We start from the raw sequence: 19,449 nt of genomic DNA, 5'->3' as shown, positions 1-19,449 counted from the left end.
GGATGCCGGAACGCAAGGTCGACGTCCTGGTGGTGCGGTGGTACGAGCGGGCCGCCGGTGCCAGCGGCATCGCCGGCCGCTGGCTGGCCGCCGCCCGTGAGCACCTGCCCGAGGCGATGCCGCGCCGGTTCGGTGACGTGGAACCGCTGCGCGGCCGCCTCGACCGCGACGGCGAGGACGGCTTCCGCCAGGCCCACGAGCGGGCCGAACCGCTGCTGCACCTGGCCGGGACCGCACCCGTCTACAGCGCCTCACTGGCGGCGAATCATCCGGACTGGTTCGGGCCGACCGTCGCGCACTCGCTGAGCGCCGTCCTCGAACCGGGCGACGAGCGGGTGCGCCGGTTCGCGCTCGCGCTGACCTGCCCGGCGACGATCTACGTGTCGGCGTCCGTCGAGGGCGGTCAGACGCTCGACCGGGGGCAGCTGTGGGGGCCCGGCGACCGGCCCGCCGAACCGTTCCTCGCCGGGCTGGGGCAGTGGCTCGGACTGCCACCGGAGCCGCCACACTGGTGCTGGTTCGGCCCGGAATACCTCCGCCTCCTCGGCCGCGGCGTGCCCGGTGAGAAGGTCGGCGGCGGTCTGCTGTGGACGGGCGGGGCGTGGGCCGGTGAGAGTCTGCGGGCCCGACTGGACGAACGGGAACCCTCACACAGGTTCGCCGTCCGGCGGCCGGGAGGACTGCGACCGTCCATCTGGCGCAGAATGTTCTCCAGTTAACTACACCGTCGTCGATAGCCTGCTGGCATGTGGTGGCGGTCGCGGCGGCGAAGACTCGGGGGCATGAAACGCCTCGTCGCCACCGTTCGGTGCATCGTCCTCCTCCTGCTGGCGGTGGCCGGTTGGGCGTACGCCCTCGTTCTCTTGATCGCCCTGACCCTGGTGATCCCGTTTCCGGCCGCCTCGGCGGGCCGGGTGCGGCTCGCCGATCTGGGGCGCCGCCTGGCCCGCGACTGGGCCGGCGCCGGGCTGCCCGACCTCCCGCGCACGCCGCCGCCGGTCCCGCAACGCCGCGACGACGGCTGGTACTCCTACGGTGGCACCCTCTACCGGTCGCCGAGGATCCCGGCCTGGATGTCCCGGATCGATCACTACAGCGACGATCCGGAAGCCGTCCGGGAGTGGCGCTGGCTGGCCCTCACGCCGGTCACCGGCGGGCTCGCCCTCCTGCTCCCGCCGGCGCTGATCGTCCTGGGCGCTGTCGCGGCGGCCACGCGGCCATGGGGGCTGCTCGCGGCTGCTGCGGCGGTCATCGCGGCGTTGCTGGTCGCCCCGAGATCATTGCGATGGTACGGCCGGAGCACCCGGATGATGCTGCTGCCGAGTGACCGCGCACCGCGCCCGGCAGGCCGGATCAGCCGTGCCTGGACCGCGACCTGGCAGCTCGCCGGACTGGCAGGGCTCTCGCTGGCCGCCTTCGGCGCGGCCGCGCTCAGCCTCGTCGCCATCCTGCTGTCGTGGGGCGGCCTGCTGCCGATGGTCACCACGACGACCCGGCCGCTGACCGGAATCTATCGCAGCCGCGCCCGGCAGTGGTTCGGTGTGGACCTGCCCAGCCCGTACCGTCCGCTCCCGCCGCCACCCCAGCCGGAGGCGGACGGCTCCTACCGGGTCGGCCGCGGCCTCTACGACGATCGGGACGTCGCGATCAGCATGCAGCGGTACGGCTGGGCCGGCCGCGACCCGGCCACCTGGCGCGACCTGATCTGGGCGTTCGGCGCGGCCGTACTGGCGCCGCTGTCGTTCCTGCCGTCGATCCTGGTCGCCCTCGGCTTTTTCGGCCTCACCTGGCAGCCGCTGTCGTGGGCGCCGTGGGGCGTGCCGATCGGCCTGTTCACCGGCGAGTGGATCACCCCGTTCTACCTCTGGTACGGCCTGGAGCACGTGCACGTCGTCCCCGCCTGGATCCCGGACTGGACCAGCCTGCTCACCGGCCTCGTCATCGCCCTGCTCGGACTCCTGCTGGCCGCCCCGCTGGCCCGCCTGCACCTCTGGTGGGACCGGGCCATGCTCGGGCCGACCGCCGCCGCCGTCCTGGCCGGCCGGGTCGCCCGCCTGCACACCAGCCGGGCCGTCACCGTCGACGCGGCCGCCGCCGAACTCCGGCGCATCGAGCGCGACCTGCACGACGGCGCGCAGGCGCGGCTCATCGCGGTCGGGCTCGGCCTCGGTGCGGTGGCCCGGCTCATCGACACCGATCCGGTACGGGCCAAGCAGCTGCTCACCCAGGCTCAGGAGACGTCCGCCACGGCCCTTGCGGAACTGCGCGACCTGGTCCGCGGCATCCACCCGCCGGTCCTGGCCGAACGCGGCCTCACCGACGCGGTCCGCGCCATCGCGCTGGACACGCCCCTGCCGGTGACGGTCGACGGCGAGCTGCCCGGACGCCTGGAACCGGCCGTCGAGTCGGCCGTCTACTTCGCCGTCTGCGAGACGCTCGCCAACGCGGCCCGGGTCGCCTCCCACGTGATCCTCACGATGAGCCACCGGGACGGACGGTTGCGTATGGTGGTCACCGACGACGGCCCGGGGGGCGCCGACCCGGCCCGTGGCACCGGACTGGCCGGGATCGAGCGGCGGCTCGGCGCCTTCGACGGCGACCTGACCCTGCACAGCCCGCCCGGCGGGCCGACCGTCGTGATCATGGAGGTGCCGTGCGCGTTGTCCTCGCCGAAGACCTCCACATCCTGAGGGACGGCCTCGCGCTGCTGCTGGAGACGCACGGTTTCACGATCGTCGCGTCGGTCGCCGACGGCCCGTCCCTGCGCGACGCCCTGGCCCGGCACCGTCCGGACGTCGCGGTCGTGGACGTACGCCTGCCGCCGACCCAGACCGACGAGGGCCTGCAGATCGCCCTCGAGGCCCGAGGCGCCCGACCCGGCCTGCCGGTCCTGGTGCTGTCCGCGCACGTCGAGCAGCTGTACGCCCGCGAACTGCTCGCCGACGGCGCCGGAGCGGTCGGCTACCTGCTCAAGGACCGCGTCCTCAACGGCGACCAGTTCGCCGACGCCGTCCGCCGGGTCGCGAACGGCGGCACCGTGATGGACCCGCAGGTGATCGCGAAACTGCTGAACTCCGGCGGCCCCGGGTCCCCGCTCACCGCGCTCACTCCGCGCGAACGCGAGGTGCTGGAACTGATGGCGCAGGGCCGCTCCAACGCGGCGATCGGCCAGCGCCTGTTCCTGAGCGACAGCGCGGTCAGCAAGAACATCGCCGCCATCTTCGGCAAACTGGGCCTGTCCCAGTCCGACGACGACAACCGCCGGGTGATGGCGGTGCTGGCCTTCCTCAACGCCGGTACCTGAACGGGTGAACGCCCCACGGGACGCGACCCTCGACCGGGGCACTGTGGTGCTGTCGGCTACGTGCTGAGAAGGATCGGATCGACGGTCGCGGTGGCGGCCCTGCTGGCGGCGGCGACCACGGGGCCGGTCGCGGCCCGTTCGGCTGCCCCCCAGATCACGCAGCTGACCGCCGGTGGCAACTTCACGTGCGGAGTGGGCAGCGACTTGAAGGGCTACTGCTGGGGCCTCGGCGGCAACGGCCAGCTGGGCAGCGGTGACACCGGGGACCGGTCCCGGCCGCTGGCGGTGAGGGCCCCGGCGGGGGTTACCTTCACCCAGCTCAGCGCGGGCGGTAGCCACACCTGCGGGCTGGCCGGCGACACCCGGATGTACTGCTGGGGCAACGGCCTCTCCGGGCAACTGGGCAACGGCGACACCGGAGTGTGGTCGAGCCCCGTGGCGGTGAACGCCCCGGCCAGGGTGAGCTTCACCTCGCTCACCACCGGCAGCGGCCACTCGTGCGGGTTGGGCAGCGACACCAGGATCTACTGCTGGGGCGGCGGTGAATCCGGCCAGCTCGGCTACGGTGGCACATCAGACCGGGCGGTTCCCGTCGCGGTGAGCAGTCCGGCCGGGGTCACCTTCACCCAGCTCACCTCGGGCAGTAACCATGTCTGCGCATTGGGCCGCAACACCAGGGCCTACTGCTGGGGATATGGCACCCTCGGTCAGCTGGGCGACGGTGTTGTCGAGAACCGGTCGACGCCCGTGACAGTGGACGCTCCGGTCGGATTCACACAGCTCACGGCCAACGGCGCTCACACATGCGGGCTGGGCCTCGACAACAGGGCCTATTGCTGGGGCTACGGTGGCTCCGGTCAACTGGGCACCGGTGACACCGGGGACCGTTCGAGGCCGGCGGCGGTGAACGCCCCGGCCGGAGTCGCGTTCACTCAGCTCGCAGCGGGTTCGGATCACACGTGCGGACTCAGCATCGACACCAGAACCTACTGCTGGGGCAACGGCGGCTTCGGGAAGCTGGGCGACGGTTCCGGCGTCGACCGGTCGGCGCCGGTGGCGGTCAGCGCCCCGCCCGACGTCGTCTTCACCCAGCTCACCGCCGGCTACCACCACACCTGCGGGCTGGGCAGCGACAACCGGGCCTACTGCTGGGGCGCCGGCAACTTCGGTCAGTTGGGCGACGGCGCCACCGGGAACCGGGCGACCCCCGGAGCGGTGCTGCCGCTTCCACTACCGCCGGTCGGCCCGAAACCTCCGACCGTCGTCACCGTGACACCCGGTGACGAGGCGATCGAGGTGTCGTGGACCCGGGGGAATCTCGGTGACGGGTTGCTGAACGACTACATCGCGACCGCGGCCCCGGGTGGAGCCCGCTGCGTCACCAGCACGACGACGTGCGTGATCACCGGCCTGAGCAACGGCACCGCTTACACGGTCACGGTGACCGCCGACACGACCGCGGGAACGGCGACGAGCGCGCCCTCCGAGCCGGTGACCCCACGGCCCACGCCGCCGCCGGACGAGCAGGGCCCGGTCATCACCGTGACTCCGGGCAACCGGACCCTGGTACGCGGCACGCACTTCACCACGACGATCACCGCGTCGGACCCCGCCGGAGTCGACCGGTCCTACCTCGCCGACCCGGACGGCGCGGACCGTCCCCGCTCCTACACCACGGCCAGCGTGCGGAGCGGTGAGGACGGCAACCGGACGGTCACCTGGATCGCGCTGGACACGCTCGGCAATCTGACCAGCGCCGCACGTACCGTGATCGTCGACAACACCCCGCCCAGCGTGGCCCTCGGCAGGACGCCCAAGGACGGTGCCACGGTCGCCAAGGCCACGACGATCACCGCGTCCGCGAGCGACCGAAACGGCATCGCCCGGGTCCAGCTGCTGGTCAACGGCAGAGCGGTGGCCACCGACACCCGGTCCGCGTACACCTTCCGACTGGATCCGGCCCGGTACGGCAAGAGGTTCACCGTGAAGCTCCGCGCCTACGACCGGGCCGGCAACGTCGGGTACAGCGTCCAGCGCACCTACCGCCGGTAGGCGCTCAGCCGGTGGACAGAAGGTGGCTGACCTCGGGCGGGCCGTCGGCCAGGTCCAGGGCCCGCTGCTCGATCGCTCGGTCGGTGCCGGTCAGGCGGCCGGTGTGCTGGCGCAGGTGTTCGTCCCAGCTGGGGACCACGTACGCCTCGACCAGGCGGCCGGGCTGTTCGCCGTCATGGAACAGGCCCCAGCGCTCAGCGCCGGTACGCAACCGGCTGCGGCGTACGCCCGCCATGGCCTCGACGAACGCCGCCTCCCGGTCCGGCCGGACCCGGTAGGCGGCCAGAACCAGCACCGGGCCGCCGTGGTCGTCCGGGTCGATCTCGAGATGGGGTTCCGGCCAGAACACGGCAGGGTCCCGGTCCAGGCCGCTGGTGTCGTGCAGTGGCAGCCGGCGCAGCGTGGCCACCCCGGCCAGCATCAGCACCGCCGCGGCCAGATGCGCCGGCAGCAACCCCCACATGTCCGAGACGACACCCCAGGCCAGGGATCCGGCGGCCTGCGCTCCCGCGAAGACCATCTGGTAGATGGCCAGGCCACGGGCGCGGACCCAGTTCGGCAGGAACAGCTGCATCGCCGCGTTCACACTGGACAGCACCATCACCCACGCGACCCCGGCGGGCAGCAGCACGATCACCACGGCCGCCGTCGACGTCGCCGTCCCGAGCACCGCCAGCACGATGGCGAAGAGCACCCCGGAGATCAGCAGCAGCCGGTTCAGCGACCACCGCGCCCGCAACCGGGGCAGCAGCAGCGCCCCGGCCACCGCGCCCACGCCGACCGCTCCGAGCAGCACGCCGTAACCGCCCGAACCGAGGCCCAGCCCACGGCTCGCGACCAGCGGCAGCAGCGCCCACAGCGCACTGCCGGGCACCAGGAACAGACCGGCACGCAGCAGGATCCGCCGCACCACCGGCGAGTGCCGCACGTAGCGGCCTCCGGACCGGACCGCGGCCGCGAACCGCTCCGGCGTTCCGCCGCCGGTCGGCGCGGCGGGCCGCCAGCGCCACAGCACCAGCGCGAACACCGCGAACGACAGCGTGTTGAGTCCGAACACCACACCGGCGCCGGCCCGTGCGATCAGCGCGCCGGCCACCGCCGGGCCGACCGCCCGGGCCAGGTTCATGCTGATCGCACCGAGCGCCGACGCGGACGCCAGCTGCGGTCGCGGCACCAGCTCCGGAATGAGCGACTGCCACGCCGGCGCGGTCACCGCCTGACCGGCGCCCAGCACGAAGGTGAGCGTCAGCAGCAGGGTGGGCGGCATCTGCCCGGCGACCGTGAGGACGGTCAGCAGGGCGCCGGCCCCGGCCAGGAACACCTGGACGGCGATCAGCAGCCGCCGCCGGTCGAAGATGTCGGCCAGCGCACCGGCCGGCATGGCGAGCAGCACGATCGGCAGCGTGCTGGCGGTCTGCACGACCGCCACCAGGGTGTCGGTCCCGGACTCCTCGACGAGCAGCCACTGGGCGCCGACGGTCTGCATCCACGTGCCGATGTTGCTGGCCAGCAGCGCCAGCCAGAGGGCGCGGAACGCCGCGACCCGTAGCGGCGCCCACGCCGACGGCGGAGCGGTGGTTGCTTCGACGGTCACCTCACGGGGGTTTCCACGAGATCGCCGACCTACACGTGCGCGGGCTACGCGACGCTGAGGCGGAGGACGCTGCCGTCACCGGAGGCGCCCAGCAGGAGGGTGCCGTCCGGGGCGGTGGCCAGGGCCGCGAACTGGCGGGGCACGCCGGGCAGGCCCTCGATGAGCAGATCCGGCAGGGTGTGCCGGGGGACGGCCACCGGCAGATCCTCGGCCACCACCCGGGACGGCGGGCCGACCTCGACCAGGCGGCGGCGACCGGCCTCGACGACGAACAGGCGTTCGCCGCTGAAGGCCAGGCCCTGCGGGGTGTGCAGGTCCTCGGCGAGCGCCAGCGGCTTGCCGTCGTCGAGGCGATGGACGGCACCCCGGTCGGAGTCGGTGACGTGGACGCGGCCGTCGGCGTCGATCGCCACGTCGGCCGGGCGGCCCAGTCCCTCGGCGACGACCGACTTCGTGTCGTCGGGGGCGATCGCCAGCACGCGACCCGCTCCGGCCTCCGCGATCAGCAGGGTGCCGTCCGGCCGTACCGCGATGCCCTGGGGTTGATCGAGGTTCTCCGCCCTGGTCCGTGAGGTCCGCGTGGTCCGATCGAACGTCATCACCTGCCCGTACTGCGAGGTGACGTGCAGCAGGTCGCCGTCGGCGGCGAGCGCGTGGGCGAACGGCTGGTACGCGCCGTCGATCAGGTAGTGGTCGGCGACGGCGACCGTGCCGTCCGCGTCGGCGGTGACACCGTAGGGACCGACCAGGCCGCGCGGCAGCACCTCCCGCAGCCCGCCGCCGGGCAGGATCTCGGTGATGCCGCCGGACGCGAAGCTGGAGACGAACATCCGGCCGCCGGCGTCGAAGGCGGCGTTGTCCAGGCCCGCGATGCCGGTGACGATCTCGGTACGCTCGTCGCCGTCGATCCGGACGATCGTGCCGGCCTCGTCGAACGACAGGACGTACAGCACCCCGTCGCGGCCGAACCGGACGGCGACCGTCTGCGCGGCCTCAGCCACCAGCTCCGGCGTGCCTCCGCCGGGACCGATCCGGAAGACACCACCCGGGAACATGTGCGGGTAGTACAGGTTCCCGTCCGGGCCGAACTGCATGGCGTTGCCCATCACCAGGCCCTCGGCCAGCACCTTCGTACCGCCGGTGATCTCCAGCAGCCGCCCGTCGAAAGTCATCTCGTTGACGAAGATCCGGTTGCCGAGCGCGGCGATGCCGTTGGGGTTGCGCACCCCGTCGGCGGCCACCGTGAACTCGCCGCCGGGCTCGCGCCGCCACACCAGCCCGGGGGCGACATCCGTGACGTACATCGTGCCGTCGGCGTCGAAGACCAGGTCGTCGGGCGACTGCAGCGGACCGCCCGGCCCGGTGATCACCTCGGTCGCCCCGGTCGTGACGTCGACCGCGCTGATCCGGCCGTGCAGGTACTCGGCGACCCAGAGGCGGCCGTCCGGGCCGAACGTGATCCCGTTCGAACCGCGCAGCGGGGTGGGTCCGGTCACTCGTTCCACAGCACCTGCTCCATGCCTCCGTCGGTGCGCCACGTGCGCAGCAGCTGATGAAAGGCGATCGGGCCCGGGCCGAAGGAGAAGCTCATCGGCAGCGGATCGCCCTCGTTGTTGTAGTAGCCGGGCGTGCATTCACTCTGGAACCGGAAACTGTCGTGCGCGCATCGGTCGATCGTCGCGGCCCAGGCGTCCTCCGCCTCCCGGCTCGGTTCGATCCGCCGGGCGCCCCTCTCGAGGGCGGCGCCGACCATCGCGCCGATGTGAATCGCCTGCTCGTGGAGGATGTGCACGAAGTTCACGGCGTTCGCATTGTGCACCGGTCCGAGCTGGAACAGATTCGGAAAACCATGGGAGAAAAAGCCGTGGAGTGTACGGAAACCGTGCGCCCAATGGTCGAAGATGTTCTGCCCGCCGCGCCCGTGCACCTGCAGGGTCCCGGACAGGATGCCGGAGATGCCGACCTCGAACCCGGTCGCGAAGACGACGCAGTCGACCTCGTACTCGTCGTCACCGACGACCACGGCGGTCTCCGTCATCCGGGTGATGCCGCCATGATCGGCCGTGTCGACCAGGGTCACGTTCGGCCGGTTGAACGTCTGCAGGTACTCGTCGCTGAACGTGGGCCGCTTGCACATGTACCGGTACCAGGGCTTCAGCAGCGCCGCCACGGCAGGGTCGGTGACCACCTCGTCGACGCGGGCGCGGATGCCGTTCATCGTGGCGAGGTCGGCCAGCTCCAGCTGCTCCTCGGTGAGCTCGGAGCGGGTGCCGCTCAGGAACATGCGCTGCAGGTTCGCCGTCGCGGTCCACCGGTCGCCGATCAGGTCCACGTCGGCGTGCCCGCCGCTCACGATGGTGAGGAAGTTGTCCATCCGTTCCCGCTGCCAGCCCGGCCGCTGCCCGTCGAGCAGCGCCGGATCGGTGGGCCGGTTGTCGCGGACGTCGACCGTCGACGGGGTGCGCTGGAAGACGTACAGGTGCTTCGCGTCGCGGCCCACGTGCGGCACGACCTGGACGGCCGTGGCACCAGTGCCGACCACCGCCACCCGCTTGTCGGCGAGCCGGTGCAGGCCACCGTTCTGGTCGCCGCCGGTGTAGCCGTAGTCCCAGCGGCTGGTGTGGAAGGTGTGTCCCCGGAACGTCTCGACGCCCGGGATGCCCGGCAGCTTTGCCTGGGTCAGCAGTCCCGACGACAGCACCACGAACCGGGACCGGAACACGTCGCCCCGGTCGGTCGTCACGGTCCACTCGGCCGCGTCGTCGTCCCAGCGCAGGTCGACGACCTTGGTGTGGAACAGCGCGTGCTGGTACAGGTCGAACCGTTTCGCGATCGCGACCGCGTGCTGCCGGATCTCCTCACCCGGCGCATACCGCCACTTCGGTACGTAACCGACCTCCTCCAGCAGCGGCATGTACACGGTGGCCTCGATGTCGCAGTGGATGCCGGGGTAGCGGTTCCAGTACCAGGTGCCGCCGAAGTCACCGGCCTCGTCGACCATCCGGATGTCCTGGACGCCGGCCTGCCGCAGCCGGGCCCCGGTCAGCAGGCCGCCGAACCCGCCGCCCACCACGGTCGCCTCGACCCGGTCGGTCACCGGCTCCCGCTCGACGCGCTCGGTGTACGGGTCCTTCGCGTAGTACCCGAACTCACCGGTCGTCTGCCGGTACTGCCCGCCGCCGCCCGGCCGGATCCGCCGGTCCCGTTCGGCCCTGTACCTGGCTCGGAGGTCTGCGATCTCGGAGGTTGTTGACACCATGCCAGCTAAAACGTAGTGACGGTCATGAATCAAGCCTCTGGCCGAACACGGACATGAAAACGTTCGTACAAGGGGTGTGGCAGACTGCCGCCTCCCGGACAGGTAGGGGGCATGGACCAACAGGAGAGGTTCCGGGCACTGCACCGGGACACGTTCGCCGACCTGCTGAGATTCGTCGAGCGGCGGATCCCGGCGGACGAGGCCGAGGACGTCGTGTCGACCGTCTTCCTCACCGCCTGGCGGCGGTTCGCCGACATCCCCGACGACGCCCGGCCGTGGCTGTTCGCGGTGGCCCGGCGGACCATGGCCAACCAGACCCGCGGCTGGCTGCGGCGGCAGGCATTGGACGTACGGATGGCGGGCGCCGACACCCACGTCCCCGACGGATCGACCGGCGCCGCCGCCCGCATCGACCTCGAACGGGCCTGGAAGAGCCTGAGCGCGGCCGATCGCGAGGTGCTCGCGCTCGTCGCGTTCGACGGCCTGACCTCGGATCAGGCGGCGACCGTCCTGAACTGCCGGCGGTCGACGTTCGCGATGCGGCTCACCCGCGCCCGCAAGCGCCTGGCCGCGGCCCTGGAACCCACCACCCCCCTCGCACCCGTCAAGGAGCAGCAGTCATGGATGAGCGCATGAACGACCTGGACCGTCTCGCCGTGCTCGACCCGGCCCGCGACCGCGAGCCCACCCCCATGGAGCGGACGCGCTCGGAGGCGTTCATCGAGCGCACCATGGCCGGTCAGGCCACCCGTACCGCCCGGCCGCAGGCCCGCCGCTGGCTGATCGCCGGTGCCGGCGCCATGGCGGCCGGCGCAGTCGCCGCCGTCGCGATCCCGGCGCTGGTGCCCGGTGCCGCCGAGCAGGCGGTCGCCTCGTGGACGGCGATGCCGACCGCGCGTACCGGCGACCAGGTGTTGCCGCAGGCCCGGGCCTGTGCGGGCAACGGCGTCGGCGGCACGACCACCGCGAACCCGGCCGACGTCCTGCTCGCCGAGCAGCGCGGCGAGGCCACCTTCCTGATCATGCGCAAGGAGGCCTACCTCGTCGAGTGCCTGATGGTCGACGAGGATGCGGCGGCCTCGATGACCCTGATCGAGGAGTCGGCCGTGGTTGCCCCGCCCGCCGGCACCGTCAACCTGGAGACGTCCAGCTCCCTCGGCGAGGGCGACGGCCAGTGGTCGAACGCGCTCGGGCTGGCCGCGCCGGACGTCACCGCCGTCGAGGTCCGTCTCGCCACCGGTGGGACCGTGCACGCTAGCGTGAAGGCCGGCTGGTGGGCGGCTTGGTGGCCGGGTGCCGAGGGCGGCGAGGCCGACGGCTTCACCGTGATCGTCCACGCCGGCGACCGCACCACCACCCACCGAAGCTCCGACCTCCCGTAACCCACCCGCGCCACCCGCCGCCCGTCCGCGCCACCCGCCGTCCGTCGCGTCGCCGGTCGTTGGTTGCGTCGCCGGTCGTTGGTTGCGTCGCCGGTCGTTGGTTGCGTTGCCGGTCGTGCCGTTTGTCGGCCGCGCCGCGGCCCGCCGCCATTCCTCCGCAGATCTTGTGTGGTTCGGGTCGGTTGGGCGGCTTAGCCCCACAAGATCTCGCGGCTTCTTGCTTCGCTTCGTCCGCGTCGCCGGTCGTTGGTTGCGTCGCCCGTCGGCCATCGCGCCGCCCGTCGTGCCGTTCGTCGGCCGCGCCGCGGCCCGCCGCCATCCCTCCGCAGATCTTGTGTGGTTCGGGTCGGTTGGGCGGCTTAGCCCCACAAGATCTCGCGGCTTCTTGCTTCGCTTCGTCCGCGTCGCCGGTCGTTGGTTGCGTCGCCCGTCGGCCATCGCGCCGCCCGTCGTGCCGTTTGTCGGCCGCGCCGCGGCCCGCCGCCATCCCTCCGCAGATCTTGTGTGGTTCGGGTCGGTTGGGCGGCTTAGCCCCACAAGATCTCGCGGCTTCTTGCTTCGCTTCGTCGATCTTGGGTGGTTCGGGTCGGTTGGGCGGCGCAACCTAACAAGATCTTGCGGCTGCGGCTGCGGCTGCGGCTTTCGGATCTTGTGCGGTTGTGCCGGTGGTGCAATCGCACTGGACCGCCGTCGAGGGGCGCGGGCCGCGGCGGGCCAACATGGCGGCGGTTTGGTCGAAGCACTGCACGGCCATCTCGGGACGGGCTGCGAACTCGACCACCCCGAGACCGGTTTGCGGGTCGTAGCCGGCAGGGCCGGTGTGCCGTTCGGCGATCAGTGCGCCCTGACGGTCAAGTGCGCCCTGACGGTCAAGTGCGCCCTGACGGTCAAGTGCGCCCCTGACGGTCAAGTGCGCCCCTGACGATCAAGTGCGACCCTGACGGGCGACGGGTGCTGAGCCGGGCCTGGTTTGATGTTGTGGCCGAAGGCGGGTTGAGGGGCAACGGGTTCCGGTGGCTATGGGCGTCGTATGCGGTCAGCGCCTACGGGTCGGCGTTCGGGTTCGGGGCTCTGCCGCTGATCGCGGTGCTGGTGCTCGATGCCGGACCGGGCCAGGTGTCTCTGATGGCGCGGTCGGGCCTGCGCGGGGCGCCCTCATCGCGCTGCCGCTCGGGCCCAGGGCCGAAGCACGCCGGACGCGACCCGTGATGATCGCCATGGATGTCGTGCGGTTCGCGGCGCTGCTGACGATCCCTATCGCGTACGCCTTCGGGCCTGAGGTTCGGGCAAATGCTGGTCGTGGCGGCGGCGCGGATCGCGTTCCAGGCGTAGGCGGGCGCGTTCCTCAAGCATCGGGTCCGGCCGGGGGAACTGCTGGTGGCGAACGCCCGGTTCGAGTCGACGAACTGGAGCCCGATCGCGGTCGTCCCGCCGCTGGGCGGTGCGGCGATCGGACACCGGGATCGCCGTCGCCGGGCTGCTCGTCCTGCTCAGCCCGGTGCTGCTGACCGGGATCAGGCGACCAGAGCCCAGCTCTGCCGGCGACCGCGAGGCGGGTAGAGCAGGGTGACGGTGGCGAGCGCCCAGCGCATCCGTGGGACGGCCAGCTCGGGGTGGTCACCGTATTCGGCGGCCACGTCGGCGGCGCAGGCCCGGGTGCCGCCACGGGTGCGGACCGCAGTGCGGATGGCCTCGTCGACGACCTCGAGGGTCGGCCGGCTTCCGGTGGCCAGACCGGTGGTGAACAGTGCCTCGGCGCGAGCGGCGATGAGCATGGTGGTCATGATGGTTCCTCCTTCAGCGCGACGTTCTCGAATGTGGGTTTGATGCTCCCGGTGATGGAGACCGATCGGCGGCCTCGAACTCATCTCTGACGCTAATCCGGGAGTACGACAGTTTCTTCTCCGGCTGTGTCGTACACAGGGGTGAACGCCGCGCCGCCGGGAGTGGTTCAGACCTGCTCGTGCCGTACCGGGAAGTTCACCGAACGGGCGATGTAGCACAGCGTGTGGGCGCGCTCGTGGATGCCCGGCAGCAGGTCCGCCTGGTCCGGGTCGGCCAGCTCCACGCGGGGCCTGAGCACGACCTCGGAGAACTGGCCGCCACCGTCCGCGCTCTCGACCATGGTGCCGGCCGGGTTGTCGGTGTAGCCCGTGACGACCACCCCGTCGGTCGCGCACAGGTGCAGGAACCACAGCATGTGGCACTGGGACAGCGAGGCGACAAGCAGCTCCTCCGGGTTCCAGCGGGCCGGGTCGCCGCGGAACGCCGGGTCGGAGCTGCCCGCGATCGGTGTCTTGCCGTCGGCCGTGACCTCGTGGGCGCGCTCGTACGAGCGGTAGGAGCGGGTCTCCCCGGTCCAGCTCACCGTCACCTCGTAGTGATGTGACCGTGTCATCGACGCCTCCTACACGATGTCGAAGTTGGCCATCATGGCCATGTCCTCGTGCTCGAGATTGTGGCAGTGCAGCATGTAGCGGCCGCGATGGCCGGTGAAGTCGACCAGCACCTGGACGGTTTCGTACGGCCGCACGTCCACCGTGTCCTTCCATCCGGCGTCGGCGGGATCGGGGCCGCTCGCGCCACGGGACAGCACCTGGAAGTGGGCCATGTGCACGTGGACCGGATGGTGGAAGTCACTGGTGAACCGCCACAGTTCGACCGTGCCCAGACGCGGCGCGCACAGTGACGCCGCTGGATCGTACGGCTGATTGTTGATCGTCCACCGGCCCTGGCCGAACCGGAAGTCGAACTGCCGCTCGGTGACGGCCCTGCTCCGGTCGATCGTCTCGACGGAGGAGAGACGGCTCGGCACCGAGGAGGTGTCGGCGGCCGGGCCGGTGATCACGAACCGCATCACGTCCCCCGTCGGGCCCTCACCGAGCGTGTTCGTCACGGTGACTTCGGTTCCGGCCGGCAGTCCGGTGAAGTCGGCGATGACGTCGCAGCGCTCACCCGGCGCCAGCAGTACGTCCTCGCGAGGCAGGGGAGTGGTAAGGAGGCCGGCGTCGCTGCCGATCTGGGTGATCGTCCCGGCCGAGAACGACAGCCGGTAGCGGCGGGCGTTGGAGCCGTTGACCAGGCGCAGCCGGTGGCGGACGGCGGGCACCTCGGCGCGCGGCCACGGCGCGCCGTTGACGAGGACGACGTCGCCGAAGATCCCGGCGTGGAACAGGCCGTCGGCGCCCGGGTGGGTCATGTCGCGCTGCGGGTACTTGAGCGAGCCGTCGGCGGCGAACGACCGGTCGCAGATCATCAGCGGCAGGTCACGGTCGTCGCGGGGCAGCGGCAGCGCGTCCTCCACCTCGTCGGTGACCAGGAACATCCCGGCCAGGCCGCGCCACACCTGCGGGCCGGTGAAGTCCATCCGGTGGTCGTGGTACCAGAGCGTCGCGGCCCGCTGCGTCATCGGGTACGTGTAGTCGCGCGTGGTGTCGTGATGCTTGCCGGAGGCGCTGTGGTGGCCGGGCGGGGCGGGGGAGTAGCCGGCCGGCAGGATCAGGTCGGTGGGGAAGCCGTCCGACTCGGCGGGAGTGACACCGCCGTGCAGGTGCGTCGACGTCGGCACCGGCAGCTCGTTGCGGACGGTGACGACCATCCGCCGCCCTCTACGGCCGCGGAACGTGGGTCCGGGGAAGACTCCGTCGTACCCCCAGATCGGGGTCTTGATGCCGGGGATCAGCTCGACGTTCGCGACACGCTGGGTGACGAGGTAGTGGTCGGCGTCGGCGGTGACCTTGACCGGCCGGGCGACCGGCGGAATCGGCAGCGGCGTCCGGAACCGTTCGGGCGGCGGCAGGTCGCTGGCCAGCAGTTCACCGGTGCCGGGTCCGTCGACCGGCCGGGCGCAACCAGCTAGCGCGGCCGCGCCGGTCAGGGCGAGGACGCTTCGGCGGGACAGTCTCATGCCGCGACCCGCTGCCGGTAGGCGAGCGACCACCAGACGAAACCGCCGCTCAGGGCCATGATCGCTGCGCCGAGCGGGATGTGGGCCCCGACGAGGCGGGCGAAACCGATGCCGACCTGGATCGAGCACACCCACCACAGGGCGACGGAGAACAGGATCGGCCACCACGGGCCGCGGCCGGGCCGGAACAGCAGGATGGTGGCACCGCCCAGGAGCATCACGGTCATGAGGAGCATCGAGCCGTTGATGCTGTGGGCGTTCAGGTAGGTGATCTCGCCGCTGATGAAGCCGCCCGCGAAGGCGGCCTGCAGCAGCACCTGCAGGAGAACGATGATCGCGAACAGGCGGACCAGGGCTATCGGCCACCGGCGGGGCTGGTTTGTGGACACATGAGAAGGCTATTTACCAGGGGAAACTTCCGGATCCGGTGTGATCCCCGATGTCGGCCCCTCTTTTGCGGGCACTCCCGGCACGCCTCACGGCGTACCGGGAGTGGGGGACAACCCTGAGTCAGCGGACCCGGTCCAGGAGCTTCTGCCAGCGGCTGCGGGGGCGGCGCGACTGGGCGTACTTGCGGCCACCGAGCACGCCGGCAGCGGCGACGGCGGCGACCGCGAGGGCGGTCGCCGACGACACGACCGGACGCTTACGGACGGTCTGGACGGCCGCCGTCTCCTTCGTACGGTCGATCGCCTGCTTCACCCGGTCGCCGCTGGTCGCAATGTTCGGCTGGGCGCCCACGGTGCTGTCATAGGTGGTCATGAGAAACCCTTCAGTGGCTTGCAACTCGTACCCCGTCGATGTGCCCACCACCGCCGGGACCTAACCATGGGGTGTACCGACAGGGCACCCCTGGGCCGCGGAACGGGTCGTACCGTTTCAGGGGTGGACAACCGAGCAGAGGTTCGCGACTTCCTCACCACCCGCCGGGCCAAGATCACGCCCGAGCGGGCCGGCATCCCGGCCGGTGGGCAGCGCCGGGTCAAGGGCCTGCGCCGCAGCGAGGTCGCGGCGCTCGCCGGGATGAGCGTGGAGTATTACGCGAAGCTGGAGCGCGGCGCCCTCGCCGGGGTGTCCGCCGGCGTGCTCGACGCGATCGCGCGGGCGCTGCAGCTCGACGAGGCCGAGCGGGCACACCTGGTGAGCCTCGCCCACGAGGCGAACGGCAGCAACGCGATCCTGCGACCCGCCCGCCGCGCCCGGCAGTGGACGCTGCGCCCCAGTCTGCGCTGGTCGCTGGACGCCATCACGAGCCCGGCCATCCTGGTCAACAACCGGCAGGACATGCTGGCCGCCAACCACCTGGGCCGGGCCATGTACAGCGACGCCTACGCCGACCCGTCCGGCGTGCCGAACTTCGCCCGTTTCACCTTCCTGGACAGCGCGGCGCACCGGTTCTACCCGGACTGGTCGCTGGCCGCCGACATGACGGTGGCGAACATCCGCACCGCGGCCGGCAAGGACCCGCACGACAAGGGAGTGCACGACCTGGTCGGCGAGCTGTCGACCCGCAGCGACGAGTTCCGCCGGAGGTGGGGCTCGCACAACGTGCGCACCCACGCCACCGGCACGAAGTACTTCCACCACCACGTGGCCGGCGATCTCACGCTGGCCTGGGAGAGCCTCGACCTGCGGGCCGAGCCGGGCCTGACGCTGACCGTCTACACGGCCGAGCCCGGCTCGCCGACCGAGGAGGCGCTCGGCCTGCTCGCCTCGTGGGCCCTCACCGATCAGGCCCTGCGGTAGCGGAGTACGACCACGCCACTGGCCAGCGGCGTCGCGTCGATGAGCGCGAACCGGTTCGGGTCGAACCCGGTGGCCGCGAGGGGGACGCCGTCACCGGCGATCAGCGGGTTGAGCTTGATCACCAGCTCGTCGACGGCCGGAAGCAGCTGCCCGGCCAGGTTGCCGCCACCGCACAGCCAGATGTCCCTGCCGGGCTGCTCCTTGAGCTTGCGGGCGAAGTCGAGCGGGTCGTCGGCGACGATCCGCACGGCCGGATCCGGTGACTCGGTGAGGGTCCGGGAGAAGACGATCTGATCAAGATGGGCGTACGGACTGGCGATGCCCTCCCGCAACGCCGGCTCATAGGTGTTGCGCCCCATGAGCACGGTGTCGAAGACCCGGTTGGGCCCGTCGACGCCGAAGTGCGCCCGGATGTGCGTTGGCACCGTCTCCGGATATCGCGTGTTCATGAACTCCGTGACGTCCTCATGGATGCCGAAGAACTCCCACGAACCGTCGGGCGCGGCGATGTAGCCGTCGATGGTGGCGGCCACGAAGTACACGATCTTTCGCATCAGGTTCCCCTAACCACTATGGCTGTCGTGGTTCAAACTACAACAGCCGTAGTGGTTTCTGCTAGCCTCCCTCCCATGCCGAGCAACCCCGACCGCCGCCGCCTGCTCGCCGACGCCGGACTGCGGGTGCTCGCCGAGCACGGCGCCCGCGGCCTCACCCACCGGGCCGTCGACGCCGGGGCGGGCGTGCCGGCCGGCACCGCCTCCAACTACTTCCGCTCCCGCGACGCCCTGCTCGGCGCGCTCGGCGAGCGGATCATGGAGCGGTTCGCGCCCGACGAGAAGGTGATCGCCGAGCTCGGCGCCCGCGAGCCCGGCCGCGACCTGTTCGTCGACTACCTGCGCTACATCGTCGAGCGCACCACCCGGCAACCCGAGCTGACCCGGGCGCTGATCGAGCTGCGTCTCGAGGCGGCCCGCCGGCCGGGGCTCGCCGAGATCCTCGGCGGCACGCTGCGCCGCGGTTACGCCGGCGACGTGGCCTTCCACGCCACGACCGGGCTGGCCGGCGGGCCGTTCGAGATCGCGCTGCTGCACTACGCGCTGGACGGGTTGCTGCTCGACATGCTGACCACGTCGATCGGAGCCGACGCCGACCCCGACGACGTGGTCGCCGCGTTCGTCGACCGTCTGGTCGTCTGATCACACCCGCACGGCTCACGCCCGCGCGTCTCACACATGCGTCGATCTGGTGAGGTCTCGCCGCCCCGGCCGCCGGAACCTCACAGGGTCCGCGACAAGGGCGTGACGCGGAGCGTCTCGGCCAGGGTGGTCGCGCAGGTGTGACGGCGGTCGCCGCGCGGCTCCAGCAGGCCCTGCTCGCCGGCCGCGTACAGGTCGACCAGCTCGGTGGCCAGCAGCGGCGGGACGCCCGCCTCGGTGAGCGCGCCCAGCCATGCGGGCCGGGGCAGGGTGACCACCTCGAGCTTGCGGCCCAGCCGTTCACCGAGCTCCTCGGCCACCTGCCGCTCGGTGTAGACCGGCGCCTCCAGGTCGACGATCTCGCTCGCGGCCGGCGGATGCGTCAGCGCGTGCGCCACGGCCGCGCCGATGTCGCGGGTCGCCACCATCGGCACCGGCACGTCGGCGGACTCACCGAACACCGGGTAGATCCCCGCGCCGGTCGCCGCTCCGAGCAGATCCTCCACCTTCTCCTGGAAGTGCGGCGAGCGGATCGCGGTGACGACCGCACCGGTGTCGCGCAGCCGGTTCTCGAGGTGGTGCAGCCAGCGGATCGGCCCGGTCCCCTCGGCCAGGTCGGCGCCGAACGACGACAACATCACCACATGGGGTACGCCACTGTCCGCGACCGCGGCGGCGATGCTGTCCGCCATCGCGCGATGGGCGGCGTCGTCACCGTCCGCAATGGTCGGCAGCAGCACGAACGCACCCCGGCAGCCCGTGAACGCGGCCGCCAGCGCGGCCCGATCGGTGAAGCCGGCGACAACCGCGTCCGCCACTCGCCCGGGGCTGCGGACGACGGCGCGGAACGGCCGGCCCGCCTCGGACAGGGCTCGAGCGGTGGCTCCTCCGACGTGGCCGGTGACTCCCGTGATCGCGTACATGATGTCCTCCTGACTGGTTTTCGATGAATCCAGTCAAGTGGCAATCGGCGAGACGATCCATGTTCCAGGGGCTCCCGCACATGTCC

18 protein-coding genes are annotated in these 19,449 nt (G+C 71.6%); 8 read left to right on the top strand and 10 right to left on the bottom strand.

All coding sequences use genetic code 11. The features are described 5' to 3' along the window. Positions 1-2: 2 nt before the first annotated feature. The 4 genes from CLV67_RS35050 to CLV67_RS35035 all read left to right on the top strand — a co-directional run bounded on the left by CLV67_RS35050 (position 3) and on the right by CLV67_RS35035 (position 5,356). Positions 3-719 carry a hypothetical protein gene (locus CLV67_RS35050; protein ID WP_106326263.1) on the top strand — a complete coding sequence of 239 codons (717 nt, stop codon included), beginning with the start codon at positions 3-5 and terminating at the stop codon, positions 717-719. A gap of 63 nt (positions 720-782) precedes the next feature. Then, complete coding sequence (locus tag CLV67_RS35045; RefSeq protein WP_106326261.1) at positions 783-2,690, top strand: sensor histidine kinase; 1,908 nt, start codon at positions 783-785, stop codon at positions 2,688-2,690. Further along, positions 2,654-3,304, top strand: a complete 651-nt coding sequence (locus tag CLV67_RS35040; protein WP_106326259.1) for a response regulator transcription factor — start codon at positions 2,654-2,656, stop codon at positions 3,302-3,304. Before CLV67_RS35045 ends, CLV67_RS35040 begins: the two co-directional genes overlap by 37 nt. A gap of 60 nt (positions 3,305-3,364) precedes the next feature. Continuing rightward, the gene (locus tag CLV67_RS35035) at positions 3,365-5,356 is read left to right on the top strand and encodes an RCC1 domain-containing protein (RefSeq protein ID WP_106326257.1); all 1,992 of its coding nucleotides are present in this window, start codon (positions 3,365-3,367) and stop codon (positions 5,354-5,356) included. Between the two features lie 4 nt (positions 5,357-5,360). Here CLV67_RS35035 and CLV67_RS35030 read toward each other — a convergent pair whose 3' ends face one another. Genes CLV67_RS35030 through CLV67_RS35020 form a run of 3 tightly spaced genes read right to left on the bottom strand, consistent with a single transcriptional unit; the run spans position 5,361 to position 10,209 of the window. Next, positions 5,361-6,950, bottom strand: coding sequence for an MFS transporter (locus tag CLV67_RS35030; RefSeq protein ID WP_106326255.1), 1,590 nt, complete (start codon positions 6,948-6,950; stop codon positions 5,361-5,363). 44 nt (positions 6,951-6,994) lie between these two features. Beyond that, positions 6,995-8,455: an NHL repeat-containing protein gene (locus CLV67_RS35025; RefSeq protein ID WP_146169406.1), complete on the bottom strand. Its 1,461-nt coding sequence runs from the start codon at positions 8,453-8,455 to the stop codon at positions 6,995-6,997. Then, positions 8,443-10,209 carry a flavin-containing monooxygenase gene (locus tag CLV67_RS35020; RefSeq protein WP_106326251.1) on the bottom strand — a complete coding sequence of 589 codons (1,767 nt, stop codon included), beginning with the start codon at positions 10,207-10,209 and terminating at the stop codon, positions 8,443-8,445. The genes CLV67_RS35025 and CLV67_RS35020 overlap by 13 nt, the downstream gene beginning before the upstream one ends. Before the next feature lie 111 nt (positions 10,210-10,320). Between CLV67_RS35020 and CLV67_RS35015 the strand changes: the two genes are divergently transcribed. Beyond that, complete coding sequence (locus CLV67_RS35015) at positions 10,321-10,845, top strand: RNA polymerase sigma factor (RefSeq protein WP_106326249.1); 525 nt, start codon at positions 10,321-10,323, stop codon at positions 10,843-10,845. Further along, positions 10,830-11,591 (top strand): hypothetical protein, encoded by a 762-nt coding sequence (locus tag CLV67_RS35010; protein ID WP_146169405.1) that lies wholly within the window; start codon positions 10,830-10,832, stop codon positions 11,589-11,591. Before CLV67_RS35015 ends, CLV67_RS35010 begins: the two co-directional genes overlap by 16 nt. A gap of 1,514 nt (positions 11,592-13,105) precedes the next feature. Here the strand turns inward: CLV67_RS35010 and CLV67_RS34995 are convergent. The 5 genes from CLV67_RS34995 to CLV67_RS34975 all read right to left on the bottom strand — a co-directional run bounded on the left by CLV67_RS34995 (position 13,106) and on the right by CLV67_RS34975 (position 16,260). Next, the gene (locus tag CLV67_RS34995; RefSeq protein ID WP_106326243.1) at positions 13,106-13,375 is read right to left on the bottom strand and encodes a hypothetical protein; all 270 of its coding nucleotides are present in this window, start codon (positions 13,373-13,375) and stop codon (positions 13,106-13,108) included. A gap of 167 nt (positions 13,376-13,542) precedes the next feature. Further along, on the bottom strand, positions 13,543-13,989 hold the full coding sequence (locus CLV67_RS34990; RefSeq protein WP_106326241.1) for an OsmC family protein: 447 nt from the start codon (positions 13,987-13,989) through the stop codon (positions 13,543-13,545). Between the two features lie 9 nt (positions 13,990-13,998). Beyond that, on the bottom strand, positions 13,999-15,498 hold the full coding sequence (locus tag CLV67_RS34985; protein ID WP_106326239.1) for a multicopper oxidase family protein: 1,500 nt from the start codon (positions 15,496-15,498) through the stop codon (positions 13,999-14,001). Next, entirely contained in the window at positions 15,495-15,887 is a 393-nt protein-coding gene (locus tag CLV67_RS34980) for a hypothetical protein (RefSeq protein WP_106326237.1), read from the bottom strand. Before CLV67_RS34980 ends, CLV67_RS34985 begins: the two co-directional genes overlap by 4 nt. Positions 15,888-16,008: 121 nt before the next feature. Next, positions 16,009-16,260, bottom strand: a complete 252-nt coding sequence (locus CLV67_RS34975) for a hypothetical protein (RefSeq protein ID WP_106326235.1) — start codon at positions 16,258-16,260, stop codon at positions 16,009-16,011. Positions 16,261-16,383: 123 nt separating this feature from the next. Between CLV67_RS34975 and CLV67_RS34970 the strand changes: the two genes are divergently transcribed. Continuing rightward, entirely contained in the window at positions 16,384-17,244 is an 861-nt protein-coding gene (locus CLV67_RS34970) for a helix-turn-helix transcriptional regulator (protein ID WP_106326233.1), read from the top strand. On the opposite strand, the gene CLV67_RS34965 is transcribed toward CLV67_RS34970, so the two are convergent. After that, positions 17,229-17,798 carry a dihydrofolate reductase family protein gene (locus tag CLV67_RS34965; protein ID WP_106326231.1) on the bottom strand — a complete coding sequence of 190 codons (570 nt, stop codon included), beginning with the start codon at positions 17,796-17,798 and terminating at the stop codon, positions 17,229-17,231. The two genes, CLV67_RS34970 and CLV67_RS34965, sit on opposite strands and share 16 nt — an antisense overlap. Before the next feature lie 75 nt (positions 17,799-17,873). Between CLV67_RS34965 and CLV67_RS34960 the strand changes: the two genes are divergently transcribed. After that, the gene (locus CLV67_RS34960; protein WP_106326229.1) at positions 17,874-18,440 is read left to right on the top strand and encodes a TetR/AcrR family transcriptional regulator; all 567 of its coding nucleotides are present in this window, start codon (positions 17,874-17,876) and stop codon (positions 18,438-18,440) included. A gap of 80 nt (positions 18,441-18,520) precedes the next feature. Here the strand turns inward: CLV67_RS34960 and CLV67_RS34955 are convergent, their stop codons facing one another. Further along, positions 18,521-19,363, bottom strand: a complete 843-nt coding sequence (locus tag CLV67_RS34955; RefSeq protein WP_106326227.1) for an NmrA family NAD(P)-binding protein — start codon at positions 19,361-19,363, stop codon at positions 18,521-18,523. Positions 19,364-19,449: the final 86 nt, after the last annotated feature.

Origin of the sequence: Actinoplanes italicus (genome assembly GCF_003001815.1) — a bacterium.
GTDB lineage: Bacteria > Actinomycetota > Actinomycetes > Mycobacteriales > Micromonosporaceae > Actinoplanes > Actinoplanes italicus.
This window is presented reverse-complemented; position numbering and strand designations above follow the sequence as displayed.